Source organism: Pseudocolwellia sp. G5-9 (assembly GCF_055808995.1).
Genome location: NZ_CM147893.1, coordinates 830,705 through 844,368, shown reverse-complemented (window position 1 = coordinate 844,368; position 13,664 = coordinate 830,705). Strand labels below are relative to the sequence as shown.

At 35.6% G+C, this 13,664-nt stretch carries 8 protein-coding genes; 4 read left to right on the top strand and 4 right to left on the bottom strand.

Going from position 1 to position 13,664, the window contains the following annotated elements; all coding sequences use genetic code 11:
- Positions 1 to 280: 280 nt before the first annotated feature.
- The 3 genes from AC0L5Q_RS03645 to AC0L5Q_RS03635 all read right to left on the bottom strand — a co-directional run bounded on the left by AC0L5Q_RS03645 (position 281) and on the right by AC0L5Q_RS03635 (position 8,127).
- On the bottom strand, positions 281 to 3,643 hold the full coding sequence (locus AC0L5Q_RS03645; protein ID WP_473614349.1) for a TonB-dependent receptor: 3,363 nt from the start codon (positions 3,641 to 3,643) through the stop codon (positions 281 to 283).
- Between the two features lie 589 nt (positions 3,644 to 4,232).
- On the bottom strand, positions 4,233 to 6,413 hold the full coding sequence (locus AC0L5Q_RS03640; protein WP_473614348.1) for a multiheme c-type cytochrome: 2,181 nt from the start codon (positions 6,411 to 6,413) through the stop codon (positions 4,233 to 4,235).
- 121 nt (positions 6,414 to 6,534) lie between these two features.
- Positions 6,535 to 8,127, bottom strand: a complete 1,593-nt coding sequence (locus tag AC0L5Q_RS03635; RefSeq protein ID WP_473614347.1) for a sulfatase family protein — start codon at positions 8,125 to 8,127, stop codon at positions 6,535 to 6,537.
- A 633-nt stretch (positions 8,128 to 8,760) separates the two neighbouring features.
- Here AC0L5Q_RS03635 and AC0L5Q_RS03630 point away from each other — a divergent pair.
- The 4 genes from AC0L5Q_RS03630 to AC0L5Q_RS03615 all read left to right on the top strand — a co-directional run bounded on the left by AC0L5Q_RS03630 (position 8,761) and on the right by AC0L5Q_RS03615 (position 11,610).
- Positions 8,761 to 10,257 (top strand): sulfatase family protein, encoded by a 1,497-nt coding sequence (locus AC0L5Q_RS03630; RefSeq protein WP_473614346.1) that lies wholly within the window; start codon positions 8,761 to 8,763, stop codon positions 10,255 to 10,257.
- 4 nt (positions 10,258 to 10,261) lie between these two features.
- Positions 10,262 to 10,981 (top strand): glycoside hydrolase family protein, encoded by a 720-nt coding sequence (locus tag AC0L5Q_RS03625; protein ID WP_473614345.1) that lies wholly within the window; start codon positions 10,262 to 10,264, stop codon positions 10,979 to 10,981.
- 24 nt (positions 10,982 to 11,005) lie between these two features.
- A complete protein-coding gene (locus AC0L5Q_RS03620; RefSeq protein WP_473614344.1) occupies positions 11,006 to 11,212 on the top strand; it encodes a hypothetical protein in 207 nt (68 codons plus the stop codon).
- A 134-nt stretch (positions 11,213 to 11,346) separates the two neighbouring features.
- A complete protein-coding gene (locus tag AC0L5Q_RS03615) occupies positions 11,347 to 11,610 on the top strand; it encodes a hypothetical protein (RefSeq protein ID WP_473614343.1) in 264 nt (87 codons plus the stop codon).
- 93 nt (positions 11,611 to 11,703) lie between these two features.
- Here the strand turns inward: AC0L5Q_RS03615 and AC0L5Q_RS03610 are convergent, their stop codons facing one another.
- The gene (locus AC0L5Q_RS03610) at positions 11,704 to 13,608 is read right to left on the bottom strand and encodes an arylsulfatase (protein WP_473614342.1); all 1,905 of its coding nucleotides are present in this window, start codon (positions 13,606 to 13,608) and stop codon (positions 11,704 to 11,706) included.
- Positions 13,609 to 13,664 lie beyond the last annotated feature (56 nt).

Here is a 13,664-nt window from a genome sequence, read left to right as displayed (position 1 = left end):
AATAGCTGGCTATTAGTCATAAATTCAACGAAGTTAGGCATAAAAATAGCTTGTTGAGTAACTTTGCTTATTAACGGGATTTGGTATTTGTACGGTTAAGCTATTTATTATCGAAATGGTAAACCGTGATAATATTAATTCAACTGAACTGCCAGTTTGAAAATTTGGAATATCATACGTTTATGTTGCAAGAGTAAATGTTTGATTTTTAAATTAATTGTTACCATAAAAAAAGCACTTACCTTGGTAAGTGCTTTTTGTTTAGGTTATAAAATTGCTATTAGAACGTAGCTCTAACACCTAGGCGATATATAGTACCTGTAGTCCATGCACGTATAGTTCTTGATTTATTCACATCATCTTCTAATGCATTTCCTTCAATTACAAAGTCTTCGTCATGTAAGTTGGTATAATACTGGCGATTTTCCTTGTTAGTCAGGTTTACAGCATTAAAAGTAACGGTAACTGAATCGTTATATTTATAGGTAGCTGATAGATCTAATTGGCCACCGCCTTCATTCCATAATGCGCCATCTTTAAAGCCGCGATTGGCTAAAGAATCTGTACGATAGTTATAAGCTAAACGAAGTAAATTACCATCTTGTTCCCAAAACGTTGAAATATTGTAAACATGTTTAGATATGTTTGCCATAGGCATTGCTGCTAGTTTAAGCCCTAATGGTCCAATTTCTGCGTCTGTTGTAGAATCTGAATAGGTATAGTTAATTGCTGCACCTAACCCACCAAAAATACCCGGTAAAAAGTCATAGTTTTGGTTGTAACCTATTTCTAATCCTCTATTGGTTCCACCAGCACCGTTTCTAATTACAGTTACATTCATAACATCACAATCGCCTTGTGTATCCAATGCGTTTGTTTGGAATCTGTGTCTTCGATTGATCAAACAGTTAGTGCCATCAGCAACAGAAGCATCGTACTTAATTGTATCACCAGCGGGTTTGGTAATTAATATGTCTGTGAAAGGGTCTAACTGAGATAATGCATCAGAATCTAAGCCACGTAAATCGGTCCAATGAGCACCAACAGAAGCACGCTCTTCAAAGTTACTCATATCTTTATTGAATAAAGCAACCGTTAAAGCACCACCTTCGTTAAAGTACCATTCATAAGATAAATCTAAATTTTTAGATTCAAGTGGTTTTAAGAATGGATTGAAAATCGTACCATTTGAATTACCTGTACCAAATACTGCCTCATTAAACTTAAAGCTAGGTTTTAATGAGTCTATTTGTGGTCTTGCCATTGTCTTAGATGCTGCAAAACGTATAACGGTATCTTCATTAAGTTTATAATTTAACGTTAAGCTAGGTAACCAATTTTTTTCAGTATTTTCTGCGGTAGAACGAAATTGGTCTGGGTCAGTAGGTGTTGTATTATCAAGATAACGATGTCGGTTTAACCCGCCAGCATTAAAGTTTTCGTCATAACAACTTTGCGAAGCAATAGGTACAACGCTTTTACCATCAGCACTAGGTTCACCAGCAAAATTAACATTACCAATGCCGCCACCTGGAGTACCATTTTTCCATAATTGTTCAAGTGTACAAGGCGCTAGAGAGCTATCTGTTGCTATTTTTAGTAGATCATAAGATACCAAGTTCAGATTTTGGAAGTTAACCGATGAATAACCCACCGACTCTACGCCTGATTCTACATAACGAACACCAACATTACCTGTTAATCTATCATCGAAAAGTGAGAAATTTGTTTTAAAGTATAACGCTTTATTTTCTAAATTTATTTCTCTGTCGTTTGATAAATCAGGTACACCAACAACATTATCTGTTGCGAAAACTGCATCTAGAGCCTTGCGAGCGTCAATTGTATACCAGCCATCAGTAGTATTTGTACGTTCGTAACCTAAATCTTTTAAGAAGCTATCGCCATACCCTGTTTCGCCGCCATTAACATCAATTAAGCGAACATCAGCAATATCTACACCTGTAGGCTCTACATCAACAGGTGTTGGAGCGCCTTGCCAAAAATAACCTTGATTAAATACGTCTTTATTTCGTTTTTGATACTTAAGACCAAATTCAAAAGAGGTAATAGGTCCTAGTTCTACTGCCCAATCAAAATCAAGATAAATTGATTTTTGGTTATCATTCATTTCTCTATCACGGGTATTGGCTTGTTGTAAATGAATTGCATTTAAATCATCTGGGTTATATGCCGTTGTAGAAAAGTTATCTGCGTTTGGTTCACCAGGAGCACCCGTTTGAGGAGTTCCACTTGGATCAGGGTTTCCATCTGCATCAATTGCTGGTCCAAAATCTACTAGACTTGTACCTGTGATTGAATAACAAACACCGCTGGTACAATCATAACCTGATGGTTGAACTTGCTCTGAAGGTAGAGCAAGTAATACTTCATCAGGAATATTATTATAGTTATTTGAATTAAAATTGGTGAAATACTCATCATTAGCGGTGGTTTTTGAATAACCCACTCGAAGGTTCATGCTAAAGTCGTCAGTAAAGTGATGATTAAGGTCAAGGTTAAGTACGGTATTTTTAGTGGTAACTCCTGACTCTGTACTGGTTGTACGCCCTCGAGCCATACGGTCAACTTTCTTGATAAACATTTGGCTGTCAGGATCATAAACAACCCAAGGGTTTTCAGCATCATAAATTCTTGGAATATCGGCTTCAATGTATGGGTTTTGATCGCCAATAGAAACAATACTATCGTCATCTTGCTCTCTATATTGATCCGAGTAGGTCGCGTTTAGATTTAATTCCGTTCGATCACTGATTAACCATTGTAATGAGGTGGTAAAACCTGTTCTTTCCATGCTATTAGTAAACATAGTAAAGCCATTTTGAGAGTTCATTAGACCGGTAACAGGTTCACCCATTCTTTCGCCTGTTTTTGAATTAATAGCATCGGGTATTGTATAGTTCACAAGCTCATTGGTAAAAAACATATCTCGACGAGTTTGTTGAGTTTCTTTAAAACCCGTTATATAAAAACCTAACGTATCGTCTAAGAATTTTTCTGAGAACGAGCCCGATATTTTGAAGTCATTTTTTTCAATATAATCATCATAACGTCCCTGAACTTCTAGAACACGTTTATTTTTATTTGAATCTAATGGTCTAAATGTTTTTAACTCTATGTTTGCACCTAAGCTACCTTCTTCTTGATCCGCAGCTGATGTTTTCATAACTTCGATTGAGTTTAAAATATCTGAAGAAAAAGCACTTAAATCAACAGCTTGACTTTCTGTACTACTGGTAAGTGCAACGCCGTTTAACATAATGTTATTTAAATTAGGGCCAGCACCACGCACGGTTACTGTTGTACCTTCTGATCCACCAGCGCCTTCACCGCGTTGAATAGAAACACCTGTTACACGCTGAAGTGCCTCACCAATATCTTGGTCAGCTGATTTACCAATATCTTCTGAAAATATTGAATCACTAATAGAATCAGTTAAACGTTTGTTATTTAAAGAGCGTAATAAACTTCCTTTAAAACCAGTGACTTCAATAACTTCGATTTCTTTTGCTTCATCTGCTTTTGTTTTAGCTTCTTCTGCAAAGGCATACGACATAGGAGTACTAGCAATCGATAGTGCTACAGCTATTGATAGTGGATGTAAGTTATATTTATTTGACATTATTTATCCCCAAAAAATGTATTGTAAGAATTTTATTTTTTATATTATTTTTATAACAACAATTATATAAATAAATTGTTACATATAAACTATACGTTTTATTTATAAAAAACAAGCTTAGCTGATTATTATTAGGAATATTTGGTTATATATATTCTGATGTTAATATCAAAATATTCATAAATACGTTTTCAATGTTCTTTAGTTATTGTTTATTAGGTGTATTAATTTCAGGTAGAGGGGCATGTAAAATTATTGATTTGCTATGGCTTTTTGTATAACGTTTGCCTTTTCTAATTTCAGTTAATGATTAGTGTTTTATTTTTTAAGTATAATTTTAGTTAATTGGATTTGATTGTTGTTTTTTGTTTTATTATATTTATTTTAAAATTTAAAATTTAAAATGAATTATAGGATGAAAGAATAGGAGGCAAAAGTTAATGTATGATCAAGAGTGGTAGCTTAATTACGGTTCGTATGAATTTGAAATACATTATGGGTAAAATTAAAAAGGGAGCAATGAATAATTGCTCCCTTTTTTAGTCCCGACTCTACATAAATATAAAGTACAAGTTAAACAGAACTTAGATTATTGTTGCATGAATCGGCCAAAAAATTGATAGCTTTTTTGATCTCTTAATTTTTGAGAAAAGCTTAGTCCTAATTGAGCGAGCTGCTGTGGGTTATCAGTTTTAGCGATCATCATTCTTAATTGCATTAACGCTTGCTTGGTTTTTCCCACGCTGTCTTGAGCTAACGCATATAAATATATATATTGAGAATTAGTTGGCTCTAATTTAATGGCTTGTTTAAAAGCATTAATAGCGTTTGCGGTATCTTTATTACGAATTAAGTATAAACCGTAACTGTAATGAACCATGCCGTCTAATGGTGATGTTTTCAAAGCTTGTTGATATATTTTTGCTTCGTTGACTGAATCGCCCATGGTTTTATAGATATCAGCTAAGTTTAAATAAGGTGCGCTAAAGTATGGGTCAACCTTAATGGCATTTTTTAAAGCAGCAATCGCTTTGTCTCTATTTCCTGAACCGTAATGGATCATACTTTCGTTTAAGTTACCTTCACCACGCCACGTATTAATATCGTTTGATAGCATAAGCTCATCAAATGCTTTTTTCATTACATCAGCATTAACTTGTGTATTACCTATTAATTGATTAGCCGCTGCAACTCTTACCGATTTGTATTTGTCTGATAATAAGGTGGCAAATGCAAGGTGTCGCTCGTTTGGTGGAACAAGTTGACCTGTTTGTGCTAAAGCTAATCTTATTAAAGGTTTGTCAGAAGTTATCCAAGGCTTAATTATGTCGTTTGATAATTGTCCAGTGGTATTAACCAAACCGGTTAATGCTGTTGCTCTAATAATATCATTAAGGTTTTTGTCATTAACAATAGCTAAGTGCTGTGGTAATTGAAGGCGTTTACCACTTTGTAAACTTAAAAAGTCAGTATAGGTTTTTGATAAGGCTTTAGGTTTACCGTGCCATTGTTCAAGTTTAGCTGCTGCCCAGTTGTTGTCTTTATCTTCATGACAACTTGTACAGGCATTAGGTGTGTCGTTAGCTGTAGAAAGGTGAGGGCGAGGTATTTTAAAGCTATGATCTCGTCTGTCATCAACCCCCATGTAACGGTTATTTGGCATATGACAATTTACACATTTACTGCCTTCAGAACCTTCTTCATGGTTAAAGTGAGTCGGCTGGTTAAACACCTCCGCACTATGACACTGCAAACATAATCCGTTGTCTGGCACTTTAATTTTCATGGTGTGTTGATCATGACAATCAATACAGTTAACGCCAGCTTTATACATTTTACTTTGCAAGAAAGAGCCATAAACGTAGACTTCTTCTTTTATTTGTCCGTCTGCATGGTATAACGGAGGAATTATAAAGCTTGGTGAAAACTGATCTAAAAATGCATGTTCAGGTTTTATACCGTCTGTTAGTGGTGAGCGAAGTGAATGACACGCAAAACACGTATCCATAAATGAATTATCACGTTTTTCACCTTGCCAGCTTGCTGTTCGTTCGCCAACTTTACGTAACCAGTTATTAATTATTTGGGGTTGGTTTCGTGAGTTTTTAACTATCGTGTCTTTATCTTTTGTATGGTTGTTCATTTTACCGTGACACGACTGACAACCTACGTTGATATTGTCAAATGTTGTATCAAACGTTCCTTTATCTTTATCATAGTTACGTTTTAGTCCGTCAGAATGGCAGTCAGCGCACATACCGTTCCAGCTTTGTAGTGGCTGTTGCCAATGTAATCTGTCTTCTGCTTTTATGTCTTCGTCTTCATACATTACAAACCAACGTTGCCCGCCTTCGGCTTTTGTTCGGCTGTCCCATGAAAAAGGTAATACTTGGTATTTACCGTCTTTAGTTTCAATAAGGTATTGTTGAAGTGGATAATGTCCAAAGGTGTATTTTATTTTATAAACTGAGGTTTTGTTTTCATGGTTCATTTCCATAAAAAAGTTATTTTTCTCAGTATAGAAACGTGCTTTCTGGGTGTAATGAGTGGCTTTGGTATTATTAAAGTCACCTAATACTGTTTTTTTTGTTGCTACATCCATCGCTTTTGCATGGTCTGATTTCAACCACGACGATACAGCTGCTTGATGACAAGAAGTACAATTTTGTGGATCCGCATCTTTGTTAATAAATGCTAGTGTGGTTGTACAATAAAAAAAACTAGCAAGTACCGAAAAATAAGACACGCGAGTAAATAAAAATTTGAACATGTAAATTGCCAAGCTAATGAGAATAAAATATTGGGAGGGAGTATACCCTAACTTTTAACGTCTTTAACACTGAGTTATAAGTTAGGGCAGTATGCGTTATATGAAATTTCACATAAAAGAACTAATCTCGCTGAGTTTGTGCTTTTATTGCTTCAATTCTTTGTTGGTATTTTGCAACATCGGCTTTGTGCTGTAGCGCGATATTATTTTGCTCAGATTTATCTTCTGCTAAATTAAAGAGTTGTGGAATAGGGGATAAACCCGATTCAATGTTTTTATTCTCTTTTATCCAATCATTAGGCTGTTTACTTGGTGATATATATTTCCATTCTTTTGTTCTTAATGACAGTGTATAAGCTTCTTCAATTAATTCTGTTCTACCTTCAACAGAAGCATCTAACCAAGCATTAAGGTAGTTTTTACTATCAATAGCTTCTTCTTTACTAAGATCTACATTAACCAATTTAGCTAAAGAGGCATAAATATCTACTTGGCTCATTAATGTATTACTGGTACCTGCTTTAACTTTAGCAGGGTAGTGAACAATTGTTGGTACACGTGTGCCAGCTTCATAAGCGCTGTATTTACCGCCTTTAAAGTCGCCACTAGGTTTGTGGTCGCCTAATTTTTCTATCGCTTCATCGTCATAACCGTCGGTAAGTACAGGGCCGTTGTCGCTGGTAAAAATAATTAAGGTATTGTCGAGTAAACCTTCAGCTTTTAGTTTATTAACTACTTCGCCCGTGATCCAATCCATTTGTGCAATAGCGTCTCCTCGAACACCCATGGTACTTTTACCTTTAAACATATCATTGGGTAATCTAGGTACATGAATATCGTGAAAAGAGAAGAATAAAAAGAACGGTTTTTCTTTATTATCTTCAATAAAAAAGTTGGCCATATTAGTGAATATTTTATAAAAGTCTTCGTCTTTCCATTCTGCGCTTACACCACCTTTCATCCAACCTATGCGACTAACACCATTAATAATCGTATTGCTGTGTTGTGGATCAGCCGCTTGGCGTAATAACTCAGGGTTTTCAGTACCTGTTGGTCGTATCCCGACTTTGTTTTTGTAACTGACTTCAATAGGATCATCTTGACTTATGTTTAATACATGATGGTTTTCTAAATAAACACTCGGTACCCTATCGCCCGTTGCAGGCATTAAAAAGCTATAATCAAAACCAATCTCTAAAGGCCCTGGCGAGACTTTATCGTTCCAGTTTACTGGGGTTTTTCCGTCACCTAAACCTAAATGCCATTTACCAACTACTGCTGTAGAGTATCCAGCTTTTTTCAGCATACTAGGTAAAGTGGGTTTATCCGTAGGAATAATTAATGCCGCATCGCCTTTTAGTACCGAAGCATGTTGGCGAAATGCGTATTCTCCTGTTAATAAAGAATAACGTGAAGGAGTACAAGTAGCAGCAGAGCTATGTGCATCAGTAAATCGAATACCATTTTTAGCTAATTCATCAACATTGGGCGTTTCAACACCTTTTGCGCCGTAAGAGCCAACATCACCGTAGCCTAAATCATCAACATAAAATATAACGATGTTAGGTTTGTTGTTGGCTTTAATAGCCGTAGGTTTACTTACTGCGCTTTCTGTTTCTGGCGCTTTATTACAACCAGTTAAAATAGCACTTGATAATGATAGTGTTATTGAAAGGGTTAATATGTTTTTGATTGATTTTTTTATGGCAAACATAGCTGTTGATATTCCTAATCATAGTGTTTTTATTTTAGGGTCTATTGACCTTTTAGGTATGTTTTTGCAGCAGTCTGTTTTATTTTTATACAAGGTATAGTGATTGATGTGTGGTCGTTCCACATAAAATCACTATAACGATGTAGAAATATCAAACAGGCGCTGCCCAAGGGTTCATTTAAAAGCGATTTATTCTTCGTTACCTACATGGATGTAGGTACTTAGGTTTTGTTTGGAACGTAAAACCTGTGACTAAAGCGCTTTTAAATTGAACAAAAACCATACTCGAAAGGTCAACAGACCCTAGTATTTAATGGGCATAACAATAACTTATTACGAATAATTATGCACCGTGCCTATACAGAGTTAAGTATAAAACTTTTAACTTAAAAATGTCTCAACGTTTATTATTGTTTTATTTTACAAATGATAGTATTTACATGTAATTTAATCAATTTAAATATAACTCATTTTTGGTTGTTGTATTTGTTGTGGTTATAATTTCAATAAGTTTTGTGTTGATTGAATAAATTGTTTTTGTTTGTTTGTTATTTAAATATAAAGTAGCGTTTTTATTTTTTAGGTTTTTTGTGCATAATCAAACTTTGATTTAAATAATGAACTAAAAATACTATGGATGTTTCTAATATAAAGAGAATATTAATTTTACTCAGTTTATATTCAATAACCAGTTGTTCGCCCACATCTCTTTCAAGTAACAACTCAAAAGAAAAAGACGCTGTAAATCAGAATAATACACCTAATATTTTGTTTATATATACAGATGACCAAGCACCATGGGGTGTGGGGTTTTCGGGTAATGAACAAGCTATTACCCCTAATTTAGATAAACTTGCTGAACAAGGCATGCATTTTCCTAACGCTTATACTACAACTCCTGTATGTAGTCCTTCTCGTGCAGGTTTATTAACATCACGTTATGGCTATGAAGTAGGAATTGATGATTGGATTAACACCATTTATAAGTCATTAACTCGTATGGAACCCGATTTAGGGTTAACCCCTGATTTAGTTACATGGCCTGAATTACTGCAAACAGCAGGATATTACACGGGATTAATTGGTAAATGGCATTTGGGAACACTTGATAAATTTCATCCCACTAAGCAAGGTTATAATGAGTTTACTGGTTTTAGAGAAGGCGGTACTTCAACTGCAAATCCTAAATTAGAAAAGCAGGGCGTAGAAAAACAATATAAAGGGTTAACTGCAGATGTATTAACCACTGAAGCGATAAGTTTCTTAAACAATCACCACGATAAAAAATTCGCATTATCACTGCATTATCGCGCACCACATACCAATTGGTTACCTGTAGCTGAAGCAGATGCTGCTCCGTATAAAAATATGGACATGAAAATACCTAATCCTGACTTTCCAGATTTAGATACTAAAAAAACCAAACAAATGATGCGTGACTATTTATCTAGTATTCGTAGCATTGATCGAAATTTGGGTTTATTGATGGCTGAAGTGGAGCGTTTAAATTTATCTGAAAATACCGTTGTTATTTTTACCTCAGATCATGGCTATAACATGGGGCATAACGGCATTTGGCATAAAGGTAATGGTCATTGGTTGTTAAATACCCCAACAAAAGCAACAACGAATATTCCATCAAATCAGCGTCCAAATATGTACGATAATAGCATTAAAGTGCCCGCCATTGTGCGTTGGCCAAATAAGATTAAAGCTAACTCGATAAGTTATTCAACCCTGTCAAATTTAGACTGGTTTCCTACATTATTAGCCATTGGCGAGGCAAAAAAAGATGACAGTACTTTGATCAGAGGAAATAATTATTTACCTGTATTATTAGGTGAAAAAAGCCTGATCTCAGAAGATTACTATGGAGCCTATTCAACGTTACATCAGTCAGTGTCAGCAAAGCGCATGTACAGTAATGGTCGCTACAAATTAGTAAAAGACTTTATCAATCGAGGTTACGACGAGTTTTATGATTTAGAAAATGATCCGAATGAAAACCATAATTTAATTGCTACCAATAAACCTGAATTACAGCAGATTATTAATCAATTTGACGATATTATTTTTAGTAAAATGATTGAAACTAAAGATCCTGAATTAAAACAGTTTTTTGGGGAGTAGAAGGATGAGTATTATACAAAAAATACTTTTTATAAGTATGCTAACCGCAAGCTTTAACAGTATTTGTAAAGAGATTAATCAAGATGATTTAGCAAAAATTCTTACGGAAAAGAATATTAAAGAGTCTACTTTTAGTAAAGCGCTTAGCTCAGGTAGCCGTATTTTAGAACACAAGAATTGGAATGTATGGGGCACATCACCCATTATTGATGACGACGGTAAAATTCATGTGTTTTACTCGCGATGGCGCGGAACACATAGTCGATGGCTTAGTCATAGTGAAATTGCCCATGCCGTTGCTGATAAACCTGAAGGTCCGTATACCGTTTTAGGTACGGTGTTAAGTGGCAGAGGACAAGGTCATTGGGATGCCGATACCATTCATAATCCAACCATACAAAAAGTTGGAGATAAATATGCGTTGTTTTTTATTGGTAATAACTTAGCGGATGCTAAAAAATATGATGGTCATCACGCATCTACACAACGTATTGGTTTAGCACTATCAGATAGTTTATACGGGCCGTTTAAGCGCGTTAGCGAAGATCCTATTTTAGATGTAAGTAAAGACAAAGCTCAGTGGGATAGCTATCTAACCACAAACCCAGCATTACTATTGCATCCAAACGGTGAGTATTGGTTATATTATAAAGCGTGGGATCGTTACAACGACAACATGCGTAAAATGGGTGTAGCTATCGCCAAAAATATTAAAGGACCTTAGATAAAGCATGAACAAAATCCTTTAGTGAGTTTTGCCAATATAGGTAAACAGGTAGAAGACGCTTATGTTTATCGTTACCAAGATAAATACCATATGATTATGCGCGACATGGGGGTTATATACCCGTTATCATTCAAGATGCAGGTTTCAGTGGGAACTAAAAACAATTTAGGCGAGGCATTAAGTTTACGTCATGGTTATTCCCTGACTAAAGTTAATAACGAAGCATAAATTGTTTTTAGACCCATCGAAGAAGCGCTTGAGCAAAATCACTTCATCGTTAATGCTTTTTATAAGGAGCGACCATTATTACAAAGCATTGCCTTGAATTGATATCGCTCAAGTGCTCTGAAATAGCATCTTGAGTGGTAACGGGTATACATCCTCATGTGGGGTTGATGCTCAACTCTACAGACGGACTAAATTGGTCTGAACCACAGTTAGGCTACCGTACAAATACCCATTACATCGATGAAGATAAAGTTGAACGTATGGAACGCCCACAAGTATTAATGATTGACGATAAACCCGCCTATTTATTTTTAGCCTTGATGGGAGGGAAGTATAAAACGTCGACAGGCTTTTTATTGAAAATTTCTGAACATGATAATAATCAGAGTAAAAAGTAAAATCTTTCAATTATTGTGGATGTTTTTTACTCTGATATCTATTTTTTTTCAGTAACTTATAAAAATACTTTAAGCTTCTGTAGACTTTACCATCTATAACCCTTGATGCTTAATATAAACATAAAAAGCCGCTTTTTCTTTCGCTAATGTTTCTTTGTTATCGGTAAACCAAGCGGTGATTTTTTGTTTGCCAGTTACTAACTCGGTATCAACAATACAATGTGAGGCTCTGCCGTATACTGTTTGAACTGTGTTTTTTCCATTTACACGAACAACACAGTATTTTTTACCAATAGGTGTACCTGCTGGAATATCATGAAAATATGCGCTTACTTGATATTTCCCTTCCTTTTCAACATCAATATACCAAGGTAACGAAGTATACTTATCTTCTTCTGTTAACCAGTGTATGTAATCGTATTCTTCAGCTGCAGGTTGATGCCCAATAAACCAAGGTACGGGTTGCTTGTCGGGTACTTCCATCCAATCCATAGCGTTTAATCGTACGGGGTTTTCTGCTTTATTGCCTACAGAGATATAGCGATCTTTAAAACCTAATTTAACGTTTTCGTTCCACCAAGTTTGTTTTATCAATTTTAACTGAGCTAATACATTTGGATGTTGCTGAGCAACATTGACTTGTTGAGATGGATCTGTGGTTATATCGTAAAGTGCTTCTTTATTGTTTTCGTTAATGAAGCGCCAGTTTTTATAAGCTACAGCGGTAGGGCGCTTATCACTTGGATGATAAACACGTTGATTAGTAATAACCACACTGCGATCACTTAATGAATCGTCTTTACCTTCAGTAATCAGTGTTGCTAGGTTGATTCCATCCATACCTTTTACGGTATTTTTTATGCCTGCTAGCGACAATATGGTGGGCATAATATCGAAATGTGCCGTTAGGTTATTGTACTTGCCTGCTTTAAGTTGCCCGTTTGGATATGAGATAATAAAGGGTACGCGATGGCCACCTTCATATACTGAACCTTTGTAGCCACGCATTTTGTCGTTTGGTATCCAACCAGGAAAAGCTTGTTGAATAGATTGATGTTTAGCATCAAGTTCAGTTTTGTTATTAGTAGGGCGGTAAGAACTGCCATTATCTGTCATGACTATAAATATGGTGTTATCGGTTTCGCCTCTTGCTTTTATATGTTCGCGCATTAGGCCTATTTGACCGTCAATGTGCGTGATCATGCCATAAAAACTTGCCATTGTTCGGTTTAAGCCTTTGTCTAAATAAGGTTGTATAAAATTCTCTGGTGCACGGTAAGGGCCGTGAGGTGCATTAAGAGGAATGTAAGCAAAGTAGGGTTGGTTGCGTTTTTGGTCGATAAACTTTTTAGCTTCGTCAAACCAAACCGTTGTTGCGTAACCGGTTGTTTTTTCTGGGTCGCCATTTCTAAAATAGGTGTCGTTAAATTGGGTGTTACCCCAGTAATCGGGTGTTTGTCCTACGCCGCCACCGCCATGAATAAGTACTTCGTTAAAACCTTGATCTTGTGGACGGTAAGGGTAGTTGTCTCCTAAGTGCCATTTGCCAAATATGCCGGTGTCGTAGTTATTGTCTTTTAATACTTCAGCTAACGTTTGATGCTCAGGCCCAAGCATGTATCTACCCAAAATGGTATGCCAAACACCAGCTTTTAATGAATGTTTGCCTGTAAGTAAAGCTGAGCGAGTAGGTGAGCAAGTAGGATCTACATGAAAATTAGTTAGGCTAACACTTTGGTTAGCAAAATCATCAATATTGGGTGTTTGAATAATAGGATTATTATTTAGGCCAATATCGCCCCAGCCTTGATCGTCGGTAACAATAAGGACTATGTTTGGCTTTGTATTAGCTTGTGAACTGACTGGTTTTTCAGGATTATTTGGATTGATGTTAGATGAATTACACCCGCTGACGATAAGTGTAATTAATGATGAAATAGCGAGAAATGATAGGGAACGTTTGAAGTTTTTTTTAGGTTTTATTTTATTTGTTTTCATCGTTATATCTCAAATGTGTAAATGTAATTTATCATAACTGCTAATAAAATGATAAA